14 protein-coding genes are annotated in these 18,241 nt (G+C 70.9%); 6 read left to right on the top strand and 8 right to left on the bottom strand.

Going from position 1 to position 18,241, the window contains the following annotated elements; genetic code table 11:
* Positions 1-50 precede the first annotated feature (50 nt).
* Positions 51-1,262: an MFS transporter gene (locus tag H6927_15245; GenBank protein MCP5219447.1), complete on the top strand. Its 1,212-nt coding sequence runs from the start codon at positions 51-53 to the stop codon at positions 1,260-1,262.
* 11 nt (positions 1,263-1,273) lie between these two features.
* On the opposite strand, the gene H6927_15240 is transcribed toward H6927_15245, so the two are convergent.
* Positions 1,274-3,538, bottom strand: coding sequence for an FUSC family protein (locus H6927_15240; GenBank protein ID MCP5219446.1), 2,265 nt, complete (start codon positions 3,536-3,538; stop codon positions 1,274-1,276).
* A 31-nt stretch (positions 3,539-3,569) separates the two neighbouring features.
* Between H6927_15240 and greB the strand changes: the two genes are divergently transcribed.
* The gene (gene greB / locus H6927_15235) at positions 3,570-4,127 is read left to right on the top strand and encodes a transcription elongation factor GreB (GenBank protein MCP5219445.1); all 558 of its coding nucleotides are present in this window, start codon (positions 3,570-3,572) and stop codon (positions 4,125-4,127) included.
* An 18-nt stretch (positions 4,128-4,145) separates the two neighbouring features.
* Here greB and H6927_15230 read toward each other — a convergent pair whose 3' ends face one another.
* The 4 genes from H6927_15230 to H6927_15215 all read right to left on the bottom strand — a co-directional run bounded on the left by H6927_15230 (position 4,146) and on the right by H6927_15215 (position 8,342).
* Positions 4,146-6,380: a bifunctional (p)ppGpp synthetase/guanosine-3',5'-bis(diphosphate) 3'-pyrophosphohydrolase gene (locus tag H6927_15230; GenBank protein MCP5219444.1), complete on the bottom strand. Its 2,235-nt coding sequence runs from the start codon at positions 6,378-6,380 to the stop codon at positions 4,146-4,148.
* A 99-nt stretch (positions 6,381-6,479) separates the two neighbouring features.
* A complete protein-coding gene (locus H6927_15225; protein ID MCP5219443.1) occupies positions 6,480-6,680 on the bottom strand; it encodes a DNA-directed RNA polymerase subunit omega in 201 nt (66 codons plus the stop codon).
* 26 nt (positions 6,681-6,706) lie between these two features.
* Positions 6,707-7,327 (bottom strand): guanylate kinase, encoded by a 621-nt coding sequence (gene gmk / locus H6927_15220; protein MCP5219442.1) that lies wholly within the window; start codon positions 7,325-7,327, stop codon positions 6,707-6,709.
* Between the two features lie 34 nt (positions 7,328-7,361).
* Complete coding sequence (locus tag H6927_15215) at positions 7,362-8,342, bottom strand: LLM class flavin-dependent oxidoreductase (GenBank protein MCP5219441.1); 981 nt, start codon at positions 8,340-8,342, stop codon at positions 7,362-7,364.
* Positions 8,343-8,449: 107 nt separating this feature from the next.
* On the opposite strand from H6927_15215, the gene H6927_15210 reads away from it, so the two are divergent.
* Together H6927_15210 and H6927_15205 are read left to right on the top strand one after the other, a co-directional pair.
* Positions 8,450-9,406, top strand: coding sequence for a succinylglutamate desuccinylase/aspartoacylase family protein (locus H6927_15210; GenBank protein ID MCP5219440.1), 957 nt, complete (start codon positions 8,450-8,452; stop codon positions 9,404-9,406).
* Positions 9,407-9,561: 155 nt separating this feature from the next.
* Positions 9,562-12,222, top strand: a complete 2,661-nt coding sequence (locus H6927_15205) for a DUF1631 family protein (GenBank protein ID MCP5219439.1) — start codon at positions 9,562-9,564, stop codon at positions 12,220-12,222.
* Positions 12,223-12,235: 13 nt separating this feature from the next.
* Here H6927_15205 and H6927_15200 read toward each other — a convergent pair whose 3' ends face one another.
* The 3 genes from H6927_15200 to H6927_15190 all read right to left on the bottom strand — a co-directional run bounded on the left by H6927_15200 (position 12,236) and on the right by H6927_15190 (position 15,001).
* Complete coding sequence (locus tag H6927_15200) at positions 12,236-13,249, bottom strand: formylglycine-generating enzyme family protein (GenBank protein ID MCP5219438.1); 1,014 nt, start codon at positions 13,247-13,249, stop codon at positions 12,236-12,238.
* Between the two features lie 56 nt (positions 13,250-13,305).
* Entirely contained in the window at positions 13,306-14,166 is an 861-nt protein-coding gene (locus H6927_15195; GenBank protein ID MCP5219437.1) for a peptidoglycan DD-metalloendopeptidase family protein, read from the bottom strand.
* A gap of 82 nt (positions 14,167-14,248) precedes the next feature.
* Positions 14,249-15,001, bottom strand: a complete 753-nt coding sequence (locus tag H6927_15190; GenBank protein MCP5219436.1) for a GntR family transcriptional regulator — start codon at positions 14,999-15,001, stop codon at positions 14,249-14,251.
* 26 nt (positions 15,002-15,027) lie between these two features.
* Between H6927_15190 and scpA the strand changes: the two genes are divergently transcribed.
* Positions 15,028-17,187 carry a methylmalonyl-CoA mutase gene (gene scpA, locus H6927_15185; protein ID MCP5219435.1) on the top strand — a complete coding sequence of 720 codons (2,160 nt, stop codon included), beginning with the start codon at positions 15,028-15,030 and terminating at the stop codon, positions 17,185-17,187.
* Between the two features lie 26 nt (positions 17,188-17,213).
* Positions 17,214-18,239: a methylmalonyl Co-A mutase-associated GTPase MeaB gene (gene meaB, locus H6927_15180; protein MCP5219434.1), complete on the top strand. Its 1,026-nt coding sequence runs from the start codon at positions 17,214-17,216 to the stop codon at positions 18,237-18,239.
* Positions 18,240-18,241 lie beyond the last annotated feature (2 nt).

The raw sequence follows: 18,241 nt of genomic DNA, 5'->3' as shown, positions 1-18,241 counted from the left end.
TCGTTTTTCCGCCGGCGTCACGGGTGCGTCCTTCGTCTGGCACCGTGTCCATGTCCGCTGCTTCCACGCCTGTCCCGTCCGCCGACTTCAACGACCGCCCCGGTCCGCTGCTGCTGGTGACCATCGCGCTGGTCGGCGTGTTTGCCTTCCTGCAGGTGTATTCGGTGCAATCCATCCTGCCCGAGCTGCAGCGCGACCTGCACGCTACGGTGGTCGAGATCGGCCGCGCCGTGGGGGCCACGGTGCTGGGGGTGGCGCTGGTGTCGCCGCTGATGGGCATGGTGTCGGACGCGCTGGGACGCAAGGCGCTGGTGGTGGTCTCGGTGTTCGCGCTGGCGCTGCCCACGGCGGCCATGATCGGCGTGCAGACGGTGCATGGCCTGACGGTGTGGCGCTTCGTGCAGGGCCTGGCGGTGCCGGGCGTGACGGTGGTGGCCATCGCCTACATCGGCGAGGAGTTCCGCGCCGCGGCGATGGTGCGGGTGATGACGCTGTACATCACCGGCAGCGTGCTGGGCGGCTTTCTGGGGCGCTTTCTGCTGGGGCACCTGACCGACCACATGTCCTGGCGCGCGGCCTTCGGCGTGATGGCGGTGCTCAACGTGGCGGGCGGGGTGCTGGTGTGGCGCGTGCTGCCGCCGTCGCGCCACTTCGTGGCCGATCGGCGGGTGGCCAGCACCCTGGCCACGCTGATGGCGCTGCTGCGCCATCCGGCGCTGCAGGCGGCGGGGGCGCTGGGCTTTACCGCGCTGTTTGCGCAGGTGGGCATGTTTACCTTCGTCAACTTTCACCTGGCGGCGGCGCCCTATCGCTTCAGCGCGGCCGCCCTGGCCAACGTGTTCGCGGTCTACCTGATCGGGGTGGTGGTCACGCCGCTGGCGGGACGCTGGATTCCGCGCCTGGGCGCGCGGCGCACCATCCAGCTGTCGGTGGGGCTGGCGGCCCTGGGGGTGCTGGCGACGCTGCTGCCCTCGGTGGCGGGCATCGTGACCGGACTGGCGCTGGCGTCCTGCGGCACGTTCATCACGCAGTCGGCCACGCTCAGCTACATCGCCTACCGCATCGACCACGGCCGCTCGCTGGCCAGCGGCCTGTACTACACCGCCTACTACACCGGCGGTTTTTGCGGCGCCTGGCTGGGCGGCGTGGCCTATGCCCACGGTGGCTGGTCGGGCACGGTGGCCTTGCTGCTGGCCACGCAGGCGCTGGGCTGGTGGGTGGCCTGGCGCTTCATGGCGGCGCCGGCCTCGGCCCGGGCCTGAGGCACGGGCGCTCAGGCTCGGTGGGGTGCCGGGTCGACCGAACGGGGCACCAGCTCGGCCAGCACGCGGTCGGCATCGGCACGCACCGCGCCCGCCAGGCGGCAGGCCAGGGCCAGGCGGCGCAGCAGCCAGGCGCTGGAGTCGGACTCGAAGGGGTCGGGCAGGACCTCGGGCACGGCCGAGCGCAGCAGCGGCGCGTCGTCGGCCGGGTGGGACGGGGTCTCGGGCGGCTGCCAGGAGCGCGTCATGTCCAGCGCCTCCTCGATGACGCGCGCCGCCGAGTCCAGCGCAGGCTGCACCGCATCGAGCTGCAGGCGGTGGCGCCGCAGCAGCAAAATGGATTGGATGGCGCTGAGCTGGCCGAGCAGTTGGTAGCCGTGGCCCTGCAGCTGCTCCAGCGCCGCGATGGGCGGGCGCACGGCGCGCGGCTCGACCAGCGCGCGGCTGCTGGCCAGCACCAGGGCCGACAGCGCGTCGTAGGCCTCGCGCCGGGCCAGGCGCCAGGCCAGCTCGGGCTGGCCTGTGACCTCGGCCAGCGTGGCCAGCGCCAGCGAGAACCTGGCGTGGCGCCCCATGGCGCGGGCCACGCGGCGCACGGTGTCGGCCACCTGGTGGCGCTCCCACGAAGGCAGCACGTACGAGAAGGCCCAGGCGATGCCGGTGCCCAGCAGGGTGTCGCCCACGCGCTCGATGAAGTCGAGGGCGGGCTGGTCGCCGCTGTACAGCAGGTGGGCCAGCAGCAGGCCCATCACCGAGCCGGCCAGGGCGGTGGTGGCGTAGTGGCGCACCACGAAGGCGTGGGCCACCCCCTGGGCGACGACCACCAGCAGCAACAGCACGGCGGCCGGCGGGTGGAGCGCCAGCAGGCCCACGGCCAGCCCGCTGCCCACCAGCGTGCCCAGCACGCGCGCGTTGCGCCGCTCCAGCGTCTGCGCCAGGCTGCCGCGCAACACGACGACGATGGTCAGCAAGACCCAGTAGTCGCGCGAACCCCAGGGCAGCAGGCGTGCCAGCGCGTAGCCGGCGCCGAGGGCCAGCGCCGCGCGCAGCGCATGGCGCAGCGCCGGCTGGCGCCAGTGCCACACGCCCAGCAGCGGCTGGATGGACCAGTAGGCGGGGCTGACGAACAGCTGCCAGCCGCGGCGCACGGCCGACAGCTGGGCTGCCTGCTCGCCCCGGGCCAATGCGGTCAGCTGGCGCACGGCGGTGTCCTCGTCGCCCACGCGCACGCAGACGCTGCGCACCAGCGCGGCGCGCTCCAGCACCCGGCCGTCGTCCGGGTTGGCGCCAGCCTGGGCCTCGGCCTGCTCGCGCAGCGCCTGCAGCGCGGCGCGGTGGTCGCTGGCGGGCTGGGGGGTGCGGCCCAGCAGCAGGGCGTCGGCCAGCGCCGCCACCTCGCCGGCCATGGTGTGCAGCATGGCCGCCAGCGGCACCAGGGCCGCGGGCTGGCTGGCCTGCAGGCGTTCGATGTCGAGCTCGCCGGCGATCAGGCGGTCGCGCAGCTCCAGCACCACGATCAGCATGCCGGCCAGGCGCTGGCGCCGCGGCGTGCTGGGCGATTCGAGAATCAGGTCGCGCGCGGCCTGCAGCTGCTCGGCCAGCGCGGCCTGGCGCTGCAGCACGTCGCCGACGGCGCCAGGGTCCTCGGCCTGTCCCGGGCCGGCCGGGGCGTGCGTGAAGCGGCCGGCGTGGGTGCGCATCAGCGCGGCCACGCTCAGCAGCACGCCGGCCATGGTCTGGGTTCGGTAGCGCCCGTTCAGCAGGGCGTTGCTGGCCGTGGCGTACAGCACGTACAGGAAGGCGCCGCCAGCGCACCAGGCGGTGCGCAGCAGGGCCTCGTGCAGGCTGGTGGCCGGTTGCGGCGCCATGGCCAGCAGCATGGCGAACATCACCGCCGCCGCCACCGGCATGCCGGCGCGGCCCCAGGCGGTCGACAAAAAGGCCAGGAAGGTGGCCGGCACCAGCAGCAGGCCCAGCTCGGCCGGGTGCCCGCGCAGCAGTTGCACCGCCAGGAACAGCGGCAGGCCCAGCAGCGGGGCGGCCAGCAGATGCGAGAACTTGCCGCGGCGCGCGCGCGGGTTGTCGGCGATGAGGGCGATGACGGTGCCCACGCTGGCGTTGGATGCGGCCGCCACGCCGAATGTGGCGTGCATGAGGGCGACCACCAGCGCCATGCCGACGGCCACCGACGCGCCGTTGAGGACGGCCGCGCTGAGCAGCGTGCGGCGCGCCTGCACGAGGCGCCGGTGCAACGACGTGCCGTGAAACAGGGCCATCGTGCGATTGTTGCATGGCTATCATGCGGCGATGAGCAAGGCTTTCACGCGCGAAAGCGATGGCGACGACGAGGACGAGGTCGCGCTGCCGCCCTTGCCCGCGGGGGGCAAGAACTACCTCACGCCGCAGGGCTACGCGCGCCTGCGCGGCGAGTTGCTGAACCTGATCGACGAAGAGCGCCCCAAGGTGGTCGAGACGGTGCACTGGGCGGCCAAGAACGGCGACCGCAGCGAGAACGGCGACTACCTGTACGGCAAGAAGCGGCTGCGCGAGATCGACCGGCGCGTGCGCTTTCTGACCAAGCGCCTGGAGATCGCCGAGGTGACCGACCCCAGCGTGCACCACGGCGGCGACCAGGTGTTCTTCGGTGCCACGGTGACCTATGCGGACGATCAGGGCGCCGAGCGCACCGTGACCATCAAGGGCATCGACGAGGCCGAGAGCAGCCGGGGCGAGGTGAGCTGGATCAGCCCCATCGCCCGCACCCTGCTGCGCACGCGCGTGGGCGACGTGCTGCAACTGCCCACGCCGGCGGGGGTGCAGGAGATCGAGGTGCTGGCGGTGGACTATCCGGCGCCCGTGGCGTAGGCAACGCTCAGACGGCGCTCAGGTGGCGGTCGGAACCGTGCGCGTGGCGCGCAGCACCGAGTGCGTCCAGCGCAGGGTGCGCAGCACTTGGTCCAGGTGGGTGCGGTCGCGCACCGTGATGACGAAGCGCAGGTCCAGCGCGTCCTGCGCCACCTCGTCGGGCATGCCCAGGTGCACGATGTCCGATTCGGCCGAGGCGATGGCGGCGGCCACGCGCGCCAGCACGCCCTTGCCGTTGACCACGGTGACGACGATGCCGACCTCGAAGGCGCGCACCGGCTCGTCGGCCCAGGCCACGGTGATGAAGCGCTCGGGGTCCTTGTGCTGCAGGCGGCGCGCCACGGCGCAGTCGTCGGTGTGCACCACCAGGCCTTCGCCGCGGCCCAGGTAGCCCAGCAGGCCGTCGCCCGGGATCGGGCGGCAGCAGGTGGCGTACTTGATGGAGACGTCGGCGCTGCCATCGACCGTGACGGCGCCCTGCGAGAGGTTTTCGTGCGCGGTGTAGCGCGCGCGGGTCAGCAGCAGCGCGTCGGGCTTGACGCCCTGCTCGCCCAGCAGCGTGACCAGGCGCTTGGCCACCATGCTGGCGCTGCGCTTGCCCAGGCCGATGTCCAGCAGCAGTTCGTCGCGCGCGCGGTTGCCGGTGAAGCGCAGCAGTTTGTCCCAGATCGGCTTGTCCTCGGGGCCGTCGCCCGGCGGCTTGCCCAGGCCCTCGGCGCGCAGCGCCTGCGCCAGCAGCTTGTCGCCCAGCGTGCGCGACTGGTCCTGCGCCAGCGATTTGAGGTGGCTGCGGATCTTGGAGCGTGCGCGCCCCGTGCGCACGAAGCCCAGCCAGGCCGGGTTGGGGCTGGACACGGGGGCGGTGACGACCTCGACCACGTCGCCGTTGGTCACCTCGGTGCGCAGCGGCACCTGCTCGCCGTTGACCTTGGCGGCCACCGTGTGATCGCCCACGTTGCTGTGGATGGCGTAGGCGAAGTCGACCACGGTGGCGCCGCGCGGCAGCGCCAGGATCTGCCCCTTGGGCGTGAAGACGTAGACCGCGTCGGGAAACAGGTCGACCTTGACGTTGTCCCAGAACTCGGCGGCGTCGCGCGTCTCGCTCTGGATGTCCAGCAGCGACTGCAGCCACTGGTTGCCCAGCTGGGCGTCGTGCAGCTGGCCGTGCTCGCCGCTCTTGTACAGCCAGTGCGCGGCCACGCCGGCCTCGGCCACCAGGTCCATGGCCTCGGTGCGGATCTGGAACTCGACGTTGATGCTGGCCGGCCCCACCAGCGTGGTGTGCAGCGACTGGTAGCCGTTGACCTTGGGGATCGCGATGTAGTCCTTGAAGCGCCCCGGCACCGGCTTGTACAGCTGGTGCAGCAGGCCCAGCGCGGTGTAGCAGCTGATGATGTCGGGCAGGATCAGGCGCACGCCGTACAGGTCGCTCACCTGGGCGAAGGACAGGCGCTTGTCGTCCATCTTGCGGTAGATGGAATACAGGGGCTTTTCGCGCCCGATGATGCGCGCCGCCAGGCCGGCCTCGGCCAGCACGCGCTCGACGTCCTGCTGCACCTTCTGGATCAGGTCGCGCCGGCGCTGGCGGGCGCGCGTGACGGCTTTGGACAGCACGTTGTAGCGCCAGGGCTTGAGGTAGCGAAACGCCAGGTCCTGCAGCTCGCGGTAGGTCTGGTTCAGCCCCAGGCGGTGGGCGATGGGGGCGTAGACCTCGAGCGTCTCGGCGCTGATGCGTCCCCATTTGCTGCGCGGCATGTCGCCCATGGTGCGCATGTTGTGCAGGCGGTCGGCCAGCTTGACCAGGATGACGCGCACGTCGCGCGCCATGGCCAGCAGCATCTTGCGAAAGGACTCGGCCTGGCCTTCCTCGCGCGTGTTGAAGCGCAGCTTGTCCAGCTTGGTCAGCCCGTCCACCAGCTCGGCCACCGGCGCGCCGAAGCGCTCGACCAGGTCGGCCTTGGTGACACCGCAGTCCTCCATGGTGTCGTGCAGCAGCGCGGCCATGATGGCTGAGGCGTCCAACTTCCACTCGGCCGCCTGCGCGGCCACCGCGATGGGGTGGGTGATGTAGGGCTCGCCGCTGTGGCGCAGCTGGCCCAGGTGGGCGGTGTCGGCAAAGCGGTAGGCCTGGCGCACGCGCTCGACGTCGGCCGCATCCAGGTAGCCCAGCTTGGATTCCAGCGCGGCAAAGCTGGCGGCCGCGGCGTTGGCGGCAGCCAGCGGGGGGTCCAGGGGTGGCGCCGCGGTGCTCATCCCCCGAATTTAACCACTCGGGGCGCGGATTGCCCGCAGACATGAAAAATGCGCCGCTTGCGGCGCATTGTTCTGGGGGGGTTCATGGCGCGGGTGCGCTCAGGGCACCTTTTTGAGCATTTCCAAGCCGACCTGGCCGGCGGCGATCTCGCGCAGCGCGGTCACGCCGGGCTTGTTGGTGGTCTCGACCTTGGGGGCGTGGCCCTGGCTGAGCATGCGCGCGCGGTAGGTGGCGGCCAGCACCAGTTGGAAGCGGTTGGGGATTTTTTCGAGACAGTCTTCGACGGTGATGCGGGCCATGGCGGGTGCTGTGGGTAAGGGGTGGATCAGTCGATGTCGAGGGCCTTGAACGTGTCGGCGTGGACGCGTTTCTGGGCGCTGAATCTCAGGCGTTGCGCGTGGACGATGGCCTTGAGGTCAAACAGCGCGCGCTCGAATACCTTATTGATTATAACGTAGTCGAAGTGCTTGACTTGGGCCAGTTCCTCGCGCGCATTGGCCAGGCGCAGCTCGATCACCTCGTCGGAATCCTCGCCGCGCCGCTGCAGGCGCGCGCGCAACTCGTCCCAGCTGGGCGGCAGCACGAAGATCAGGATGGCGCTGGCAAACAGCCGCCGGATTTGCAGCGCGCCCTGCCAGTCGATCTCCAGCACCACGTCGCCACCGGCCTGCATGCGCGCGGCAATGGCCTGGCGCGAGGTGCCGTAGCGGTTGCCGTGCACCTGGGCCCACTCGAAGAAGTCGCCCGCCTCGATCATGCGGTCGAAGGTGGCGCGGTCGACGAAGAAATATTCCCGCCCGTCCTTTTCCTGGCCGCGCGGCGCGCGCGTGGTGTGCGAGACGGAAGGAGCCACGCCGGCATCCACCTCCATCAGTGCCTTGACCAGGCTTGACTTGCCAGAGCCGCTGGGCGCGGCGACGACGAACAGATTGCCAAGAGTGTCCATGAAGGTGCAAACCGTGGGTGTTTGCGGCCCGATTTTATTTCGGCGCGGCTTCGCGCGCGGCTGTGGCGATGTCGAGCGCGCGCAGGCGCAGCGCGGGGTCGTACACGTCGCACACCAGCATCATCTCGTCGCAGCCGGTCTGCTCGGCCAGCGCCTGCAGGCCGGCGCGCACGGTTTGCGGGCCGCCGATCACGGCACAGGCCAGGAAGTCGGCGATGCCGGCGCGCTCGGCCTCGCTCAGTCGGGCAAAGAAGCCTTCCTGCGGCGGCTGCAGCAGGCCACGGGCGCCGCGCAGGATGCCCAGCACGCGCTGAAACACGCTGCCGGCCAGGTGCAGGGCCTCCTCGTCGGTGGGGGCGGCCACCACCGGCACGCCGATCATCACGTAGGGCCGCGGGCACTGCGCGGAGGGCTTGAACAGGCGGCGGTACAGCTCGATGGCCTGCAGCAGCAGCGCGGGCGCGAAATGCGAGGCAAAGGCGTAGGGCAGGCCGCGCTCGGCCGCCAGCTGCGCCGAAAACAGGCTGGAGCCCAGCAGCCAGACCGGCACGCGCGTGCCCGCGCCCGGCGTGGCGATCAGCTTTTGGCCGGGCTGGGGCGCGTCCAGCAGGTGCTGCAATTCGGCCACGTCGCGCGGAAAGTCCTCCACCGTCTCCACGCGGTCGCGGCGCAGCGCGCGCATGGTCATGGGGTCGGTGCCGGGCGCGCGGCCCAGGCCCAGGTCGATGCGGCCGGGGTACAGCTCGGCCAGGGTGCCGAAGGCCTCGGCCACCACCAGCGGCGCGTGGTTGGGCAGCATCACGCCGCCGGAGCCGACGCGGATGCGCTCGGTGCCGCCGGCGATGTGGCCCACCAGCACGGCCGTGGCCGAGGAGGCGATGCCGATCATGTTGTGGTGCTCGGCCATCCAGTAGCGCGCGAAGCCCAGGCGCTCGACATGCCGCGCCGTGGCCAGCGCCACCGCCAGCGCATCGGCCACCGACCGCCCCTCGCGCACGGGCACCAGATCGAGCATGGAAAAGGCGATATCCTGCAAGGCTTGGGTCATGCGCCGATTGTGCGTGATGTGCGCCAAGCGGGCGCCGCGACGCCCTGCCGCGCCTGCAACCCCTTCGATTCATCATGAAGCTCAACGACACGCCCCTGGAAGTGCTGCCGCGCGATCTGTCGGCCTACCGCGCCGGCAACACCGGCATCGACTACGTGCACCGCTTCGACTCCGGCCTGCCGGGCCCGCACGTGCTGATCAACGCGCTGACGCACGGCAACGAGATCTGCGGCATGGTGGCCGCCACGCACCTGCTGGACACAGGGGTGCGCCCGCGGATCGGCACGCTGACGGTGAGCTTCGCCCACGTCGAAGCCTACGAGGCCTTCAAGGCCGAGGACCCGTTTGCCAACCGGCAGCTGGTGCACAACCTCAACCGCGTGTGGTCGGCCGACTGGCTCGATGGCGCCGAGGACAGCCCCGAGCTGCGCCGGGCGCGCGAGCTGCGCCCGGTGGTCGCCGCGGCCGACCACATCCTGGACATCCACTCGACCAGCCATGACGGCGGGCCGTTCTGGGTCTACCCCGGCTTCGAGCGCAACCGGCAGGCGGCGCTCGCCATCGGCGCGCGGGGCGTGGTCGGCACGCACCTGGTGATGCCCAGCGGGCTGGGCAGCGGCACGCCGCTGATCCAGCACGGGCGCCATGGGCTGGCGGGCGGCGACGCCGGCGTGGCCCTGGTGGTCGAGTGCGGCCAGCACTTTCTGCGCGCCAGCGCCGAGGTGGCCACGCGCACGGCGCAGGACTTCCTGGCGCACTTCGGCCTGATCGACGCGCCTGCGCCGAGCGGCCAGCCAACACCCCAGCGGCGCTTCGAACTGTTGCGCACCTGCATGGTGCAAACCGGGGCATTTCGCTTCGCGAGGCCGCTGCAGGGCTTCGAGACTTTTGCACAAGGCGAGCTCATCGCCACCGACGGCGAGGCAGGCGAAATCCGCTCGCCCTGTGACCAATGCACCGTTTTCATGCCCACGCGCCAACCGATCGTTGGGCGCGAGGCGGTATATTTGACACAGCCGCTGCCGGCCTGAACGGGCCTGGCCCCTCGTCGCGGCACGATCACCGACCGAGGCGCCGTGCTGGCGCTGATTGCACCATGTCGACTGTCCAGGTTTTGTTCAATGACGCGCTGCAACCGCAGGTGCCGGTCGACGTCATCTTCGGCGCTCAGGCGCACTGACCGTTCATGCACGCTGCCCGCGACCACAGTCCACTGATCGAGCGCAGCAAGCGCGAGGTGCTGCTGCAGGCCGCGCCCATGGTGGAGCGCACGGTGCAGGCGGCGTGCGGCGCGATCGAGGAGGCGGAGCGCGGTGCGCGCTCGGTGGCGCGCCGGCTGCAGTTGGGCGATGCGCACGCGGCGCTGCTGCGCCATGCGCCGCGGCTGCGTGCCGAATTTCCGCGGGTCCTGATGCAGGGCGTCGAACGCGCCTTGCGGCAGGAAGCCGACGCCGAGCCCCAGCGGGAGTCGGAGCGCGAGGCGTCGGTGCTGGCGTTGCTGGACGACATCGAGGTGGCGCGCTTTGTCGAAGCCTCGCGCCTGCAGCAAAGCGCGATGCCGGTGATCGAGCGCTCGCTGGGCGTGCTCGATTCGCTGATGAGCTCGGTGCTGGGCCTGCCGGTGGTGCGCGCGGACCTGAACCCGTTTCGCCCCGACGTGTTTTGCGCGGCGCTGCTGCAGGTGCTGGAAGCTCAGCTCGAGGCGCCGGAGGTGCGCGGCCACTGGATTCGCCATATGGGCCGCCCCTTCGCGGCCGAGATGCACGCGCTGTACGAGGCGCTGAACACCATGCTGGCGGCCCATGGGGTCGAGGAGGCGCGCTATCGCCTGCGGCTGGTGGACGGCGGGGGTGGGGGCGGTGGCTCGGGACGGTTGGGAGGGTCGGATTCGGGTGAAGCGTCGGATGCCGACGCGGTGGCGGGCGGCACCGGTGCCGGTGGCCACGCCGCCACCGGTGCGGGGTTGGCCGGCGGCGCAACGGACGGCCTGGCGTTGATGGATGGGAGCGGCGCACGCGGTTCGGGTCGCGGCGGGCGCCGGCGCAGCTTCGTGCCGCGGATGGAGCAGCTGTCGCAGGCCAAGCCCGCCGTGGACGCGGGGGTGATCCGCGACTTTCTGTATCAGCCGCAATGGATCGAGGCCCACGACGAGCCCCTGCCGCAGGGTTACTACGACGCGGTCGAGGCCGAAATGAAGGCCTTGGTGCGCCGGCCGGAGGCGGGGTTCGACACGCTGGCGTACGAGCAGGAGCAGGAGCGCCGCCGCAGCCAGGACGTGATGGAGCGTTCGGCGCCGCGCGTCGGCGTCGATCGCCCGCTGCCGCCCGACGAGTGGGGCGAATGGGGCTCGGCGCGGGCGCGCACCGACACGCTGATGCGGCTCAAGGCCCAGGCCGCGCGCATCAGCCAGGTGCTGGGCCTGGATGCGGTGCGCGCGCTGATCAACCAGGTGGCGGGCGACGAACGCATGCTGGCACCGGTGCGCGAGGCCTTCGTTGCGCTGGAGCCGGCACTGCTGCGCATGGCGCTGGACGACCCGCGCTTCTTCGGCGACGAGTCGCACCCGGCGCGCGTGCTGGTCGAGGCCATCGCCCAGCGCAGCTTCAAGTACAACGACGAGTTCGCCCCCGAGTTCGAGCGCTTCATGGCGCCGGTGCGCGCCGCCGTGCGCGAACTGGTCGGGCTGTCGGCCGCCACGCCCGGCGACTTCGAGGCGCGTCGCGTGTCGCTGCAGGCCGACTGGCAGGCGCAGGACGAGGGCGAGCAGAGCGCGCGCGAACAGCTGCAGCACTCCATGCAGTTTGCCCAGGAGCGCCAGGCACTGGCCGACCGCATTGCCTGGGAATTCAGCCTGCGCTCCGACCTGGTGGGCGTGCCCGCCATGGTGGCCGACTTCCTGTATCGCGACTGGTCGCTGGTGATTGCGCACGCGCAGCTGACGCACAAGGGCGCCAAGCTCGATCCGGGCGGCTACCTGGCCGTGGTCAGCGACCTGCTGTGGTCGGTCAACCGCGAGCAGGCGATGAAGCGGCCGGCGCGCCTGTTCGAGGTGGTGCCGGGCGTCATCATGACCCTGCGCCGGGGCCTGGACATGCTGGGCAAGGAGCCGGCCGAGACGCAGGCTTTCTTCGACGCGCTGCTGCACTATCACGACCCGGTGCTGCGGCTGCGCCGCCTGCGCAGCGCGCAGGACGTGGAGGCCTCGGGCTTCGTGCGCATCGACCAGGATTGGGCGGAGATGCCGCCGCCGGAGGCCGGGGGCACGCAGGAGCGGCCCACGCCCCGCAAGGCCGACGAGCCCTGGCTGGGTCGCCACGAGCGCGAGGCAGCCGGCTTCGAGGACACGGCGGGCCTGGACTGGACCAGCACCCAGGTGCCCGAGGAGTCCACGCAGCCGGCCATGCCGACCGATGTGCCAAGCGCCTCGCAGCGTGCCGACCTGCCCCTGTTGACCGAGCGCGCCGACGCACTCCGGCCTGCGGCTGGGGCGCCGGCGTCCTTGTCCGAGGGCGAATTGATGGCGCGCATCCAGGCCGAGGTGGCGCGCCTGCGTCCTGGCGACTGGGCCGACCTGTACGTGCATGGTGCGTGGCGCCGTGCCCAGATGAATTGGATGAGCGACAACGGCTCGCTGTTCATGTTCGTCAGCCACGGCGGGCGGGCGCACAGCATGACGCGCCGCACCTGCGAAAAACTGATGCTCCGGCGCCATCTGCATCCGGTCGACATCGACCCGGTGGTGGCGCGCGCGCTGCAGCGCCTGGCGCAGGCCGCCAGCGACGAGGACGAAGGGGAAGGCGAAGCGGGCGCAACCGGCCTGCCGGCCCCGCTGCCGCCGCCGCAGTAGGCCGGGCGCCGGGTCAACCCGCCGGCGGCGCCTCGCACAGCAGGCGAAAGCCCACCAGCACGTAGCGCGTCTGCGGGGTGTTCCAGTTGCGAAAGGCCACGCGCGCGTACAGCGGCCAGGTGTGCCAGGAGCCGCCGCGGCGCACGCGCACCGTGCCTTCCGCGGGGCCGGGCGGGTCGTCCACGGGCGAGCGGGCGTAGTAGTCCTCGCCGTACCAGTCGCCCACCCATTCCCACACGTTGCCGATCATGTCGCGCAGGCCGAAGGCGTTGGGGGCCAGGCGGCCCACCGGCGCGGTGAAGGCGTAGCCGTCGCTGCCGGCGCCGGCCTGCGTGCGCCAACGCGGCCAGTGCACGGCGCCGGACTGGTCGAAGGTGTTGGCGCTGGCCAGCAGCACGGCGGGGTCGTCGCCCGCCGGATAGCGCGTGCGCGTGCCGGCGCGCGCGGCGTATTCCCATTCGGCCTCGGTGGGCAGGCGGCAGCGTGTGCCTGCCTGGGCGCCCATCCAGCGCGCCATGGCGTTGGCGTCGTTCCAGCTCACGTTGACCACCGGATGCTCGTCGGTCTGGGCAAAGCCGGGGCTCAGCCACGAGTAGCGCGGGTCGCGCCCCTCGAAGGCGTCGCCGCGCGCCGTGCGGGCGGGGTCGTAGCCGGGGTTGTAGCCGTAGCCGCCGGTGCCGTCGCGGATGGATTCGGGCACGTAGCCCGAGGCCTGGACGAAGCGCCGGAACTGCCCCACCGTGACCTGGGTCTGGCCCAGCCAGAAGTCGTGCGTGATGCGCACGCGGTGCACCGGCGCCTCGTCGGCGAACTGGGCCAGGCGCCTGGCCTCGGCCTGCGGAAAGGCGTGCGCCAGCGCCTGGGGCGATTCGTCGCTGCCCATCAGGAATTCGCCCGCCGGCACGCGCACGAAGCGCATGCCGGCCAGGGTGGTGACGGGCGCCGGTGGCGGCGTGGCGCAGCCGGCCAGCCAGGCGGCGAGCAGCAGGGCCAGGGCGGTGAATGAAAGGGATGGCATGGGGCGCATGGCGACGGGCCATGCTTGCCGGTGCGCCGCGCCCTGTCAACCCGCGCAAACGCGAATCAGACGTCCAGGAACAGCGCCGGATCGACCGAGGCGCGGTTGAGCACCACGCCCCAGTGCAGGTGCGGCCCGGTGACGCGGCCGGTGGCGCCCACGCGCCCCAGGGGCTCGCCCGCCGCCAGCTGCGTGCCCACCGCGGCGTCGATCCGGCTCAGGTGGCACATCATCGACAGCAGGCCGCCGCCGTGGTCCAGCCACACGGTGTTGCCGTTGAAGAAGTAGTCGCCCGTGTCGACCACCGTGCCGGCCAGCGGCGCCACCACGGGCGTGCCGCTGGCGGCGGCGATGTCCATGCCGCTGTGCGGGTTGCGCGGCTGGCCGTTGAAGAAGCGCCGCTTGCCGAACGAATCCGACCGCTTGCCGGGCACGGGCGGGCGCATGGCCAGGCGGCCCTGGGGCGTGGCGCTCAGGGTGGCGATCACGCCTTCCTGGTGCTTGCGCTCGCGCTCGTAGCGCGCCAGGTCTTCGGGCGACAGGTCCACCGTGCGGGGCGCCACCTTCAGGTGCTGCTCGGCGTAGCGCTTGGGCACGATGGTGTAGGCCAGCTCGTGCACGGCATCGCCCTGGCGCACGCGGATGGATTGTGGGCCCGGCCGGGCGGCCAGCGCGATGCCGACCAGCGCCGTCCACGCGATCATGTCGCCCACCACCAGCAATGGCACCTCGCCCTCGAAGGCCTGCGGGCGCTCGGGCGCGGGGCCCAGGGCGATGCGCGCCACGCCGCCGGGCACGCGCTCGTCGCGGGGCCAGGGCCCGTCGTCGGCCGAGCGCGCCCAGGCCGGCACGACGCAGGCCAGGCCGGCGGCGGCAAGCAGGCCGCGGCGCGTGGTACGGGATGGCTTCGGGGTGTCGTGATTCATGATCCAATGGGCCGCTGGCCCGCAAGAAACAAGCGCCGTCAGCTATCAATCATAGAGCTAATCGCCGATGGGGGCGTGCCCTTCAACTGGCCGCTTCCAGGCCGCCCTCGAAATGCTGGCGCATGCACCGCGCCGCGCGCTCGCCGTCGCGTGCTGTCAGCGCGGCCATCAGGGTGCGGTGCTCCAGCAACGCCTGCCTGGGGCGTCCGGATTTTTGCAGCGAGTGCTGGCGGTGCAGCTTCATCACCTTGCGCAAATCCTGCACCACCTGCAGGCGCCAGCGGTTGTCGGCCAACTCCAGCAGGCGCAGGTGAAAGGCTTCGTTGAGGGCGAAAAAGCGCGCCGTGTCGTCGATGGCGTCTTCCAGCTCCTGGTGCAGGGCGCCCAGCTCGGCCAGCGCGGCGTCGCTGGCGTGCTGGGCCACGGCGCGGGTGGCGTCGGCTTCCAGCAGCGACAGCAGGTGGTAGACGTCGGCCAGGTCCTTGGGCGAAGCCTCGGTCACGTAGGCGCCGCGGCGCAGCTTCATGGTGATCAGGCCCTCGCTGGCCAGCACCTTCAGCGCCTCGCGCAGCGGCGTGCGGCTGATGCCCAGCTCGTCGGCGATCTTCAGCTCGTCGATCCATTCGCCCGGCGCCAGCTGGCGCGCGTAGATGCGCTGGCGCAGGCGCTCGGCCACTTCTTCGTAGAGGGCGCGGGGGGCGAGGGTGGCGGTCACGGGCAGGGATGGGAAAAATATTTTTGCGATTCTAGTGCAAAAACTGAATTTTGAATTAATAATTACGGCATTGAGTGGGCTGCCATCGAGCCGGGTCGTTGACGGGCGTGGACGGGCCATCTTCCTGAACCCCTTTCGAGACCGCCATGAGCCACGACGCACCCGCCTTCAAACCCTCCACCCTGGCCGACTGGAACAAGGCCGCCGCCAAGTCCGCGCCGGGTGGCGACGTGGCGGCGCTGGACTGGCACACGCCGGACGGCATCGCCGTCAAGCCGCTGTACACCGCCGCCGACGTGCAGGGCCTGCCCTATGCCGACACGCTGCCGGGCTTCGAGCCCTTCGTGCGCGGCCCGCAGGCCACCATGTACGCGGTGCGGCCGTGGACGATCCGCCAGTACGCCGGCTTTTCGACCGCCGAGGAGAGCAACGCCTTCTACCGCAAGGCGCTGGCCGCCGGCGGGCAGGGCGTGTCGGTGGCGTTCGACCTGGCCACGCACCGCGGCTACGACAGCGACCATCCGCGCGTGACGGGCGACGTGGGCAAGGCGGGCGTGGCCATCGACAGCGTGGAGGACATGAAGATCCTGTTCAACGGCATTCCGCTGGACAAGGTCTCGGTGTCGATGACGATGAACGGCGCGGTGCTGCCCATTCTGGCGGGCTACATCGTGGCGGCCGAGGAGCAGGGCGTGGCGCAGGACCAGCTGGCGGGCACGATCCAGAACGACATCCTCAAGGAGTTCATGGTCCGCAACACCTACATCTACCCGCCCGAGCCGAGCATGCGCATCATCGGCGACATCATCGAGTACACGGCCCAGAAGATGCCGAAGTTCAACTCGATCAGCATCAGCGGCTACCACATGCAGGAGGCCGGCGCCACGCAGGCACTGGAGCTGGCCTTTACCCTGGCCGACGGCAAGGAATACGTCAAGACCGCGCTGGCCAAGGGCATGGACGTGGATGCGTTTGCCGGGCGCCTGTCGTTCTTCTGGGCGATCGGCATGAACTTCTATCTGGAGATCGCCAAGATGCGCGCGGCGCGCCTGCTGTGGTGCCGCATCATGAAGGGCTTTGACGCCAAGAACCCCAAGAGCCTGATGCTGCGCACGCACTGCCAGACCAGCGGCTGGAGCCTGACCGAGCAGGACCCCTACAACAACGTGGTGCGCACCACCATCGAGGCCATGGCGGCGGTGTTTGGCGGCACGCAGAGCCTGCACACCAACAGCTTCGACGAGGCGATCGCGCTGCCCACCGAGTTTTCCGCCCGCATCGCGCGCAACACGCAGCTCATCATCCAGGAGGAGACGCACATCACCAACGTGGTCGATCCCTGGGCCGGCAGCTACCTGATGGAAAAGCTGACGCAGGAGATGGCCGACGCTGCCTGGGCCATCATCGAGGAAGTGGACGCCATGGGCGGCATGACCAAGGCGGTGGACAGCGGCTGGGCCAAGCTCAAGATCGAGGCCGCCGCGGCCGAGAAGCAGGCGCGCATCGACTCGGGCCAGGACGTGATCGTGGGCGTCAACAAATACAAGCTGGCGCAGGAAGACGCCATCGACATCCTGGAGGTGGACAACGTGAAGGTGCGCGACTCGCAGATCGCGCGCCTGCAGGACATCAAGCAAAAACGCAATGCAGCCCGGGTGCAGCAAGCGCTGGCAGCTATTACAAACATAGCTGCCAGCGGCCAGGGCAACCTGCTGGCCGCCGCCATCGACGCGATTCGTGCCCGCGCCACCGTGGGCGAAGTGAGCGATGCCATGGAAAAGATTTTTGGCCGGCACCGCGCCGACACGCAGAAAGTCAGCGGCGTGTACGCCGCCGCCTACGCCGGCGCCGAGGGCTGGGAAAAACTCAAGCACGAGATCGACGCCTTTGCCGAGGCCGAGGGCCGCCGTCCGCGCGTGATGATCGCCAAGCTGGGCCAGGACGGCCACGACCGCGGCGCCAAGGTGGTGGCCACGGCCTTTGCCGACCTGGGCTTCGACGTGGACATCGGCAGCCTGTTCCAGACCCCCGAGGAATGCGCGCGCCAGGCGATCGAGAACGACGTGCACGCCGTGGGCGTGAGCACCCTGGCCGCCGGCCACAAGACCCTGGTGCCGGCCATCATCGCCGAGCTGAAAAAGCAGGGCGCCGACGACATCGTGGTCTTCGTCGGCGGCGTGGTGCCCCGGCAGGACTACGACTTTTTGTACGAAGCCGGCGTCAAGGGCATCTACGGGCCCGGTACGCCGGTCCCGGCCAGCGCCAAGGACGTGCTGGAGCAGATCCGGAAGGCCCACCGGGCATGAATCGCCTGCCGAACGGGGTGACGGACATGGCCGACTCGCGCCTGGTCGACGCCGTGCTGCATGGCGCGCCCATGGCCCGGCGCCGCGCCATCGCCAAGGCCATCACCCTGCTCGAATCGACCCGCGCCGACCACCGCGCGCAGGCCGATGCGCTGCTGACGGCGCTGCTGCCGCACACCGGCCAGTCGCTGCGGCTGGGCATCAGCGGCGTGCCGGGGGTGGGCAAGAGCACCTTCATCGAAGCGCTGGGGGTTGACCTGATCGCGCGCGGCCACCGCGTGGCGGTGCTGGCCATCGACCCGTCGTCCACCGTGTCGGGCGGCTCCATCTTGGGCGACAAGACGCGCATGGAGCGCTTGTCGGTGCTGGAGCAAGCCTACATCCGCCCCAGCCCCAGCAGCGGCACGCTGGGCGGGGTGGCCGAGAAGACGCGCGAGGCCATGCTGGTGTGCGAGGCCGCCGGCTACGACGTGGTGCTGGTCGAGACCGTGGGCGTGGGGCAGAGCGAGACGGCGGTCAGCGGCATGACCGACATGTTCGTGCTGCTGCAGCTGCCCAACGCCGGCGACGACCTGCAGGCCATCAAGAAGGGCGTGATGGAGCTGGCCGACCTGGTGGTGATCAACAAGGCCGACATCGAGCCCGCCGCCGCCATCCGCGCGCAGGCGCAGATCAAGTCGGCCCTGCGCCTGCTGGGCCAGCAGGGCAACCCCGAGCACATGCTGCACGACGCGCGGCAGTGGCACCCCGAGGTGATCCGCATCAGTGGACTGAAGGGCGAGGGGCTGGAAGAATTCTGGCATTGCGTGACGCGCTTTCGCGACCTTCAGACCGCCAACGGCAAGCTGGCCGCGCGCCGCCAGCAGCAGGCGCGGGCGTGGATGTGGGCGCTGATCGAGTCGGGCCTGAAGGCCGCCTTCCACCGGCACCCTGCCGTGCGCGCCAGCCTGGCTGCCGTGACCGAGCAGGTGACACGGGGGCTGCTGCCGCCATCCACCGCCGCGCGCCAGCTGCTGGCCACGGCCGGCTTGGCCGCCACCCCATGTGAGTGATT

The organism is Burkholderiaceae bacterium, assembly GCA_024235995.1.
Taxonomy (GTDB): domain Bacteria; phylum Pseudomonadota; class Gammaproteobacteria; order Burkholderiales; family Burkholderiaceae_C; genus Ottowia.
Note: the sequence above shows the minus strand (reverse complement) of the source record. Positions and strands in the feature narration are given on the sequence as shown.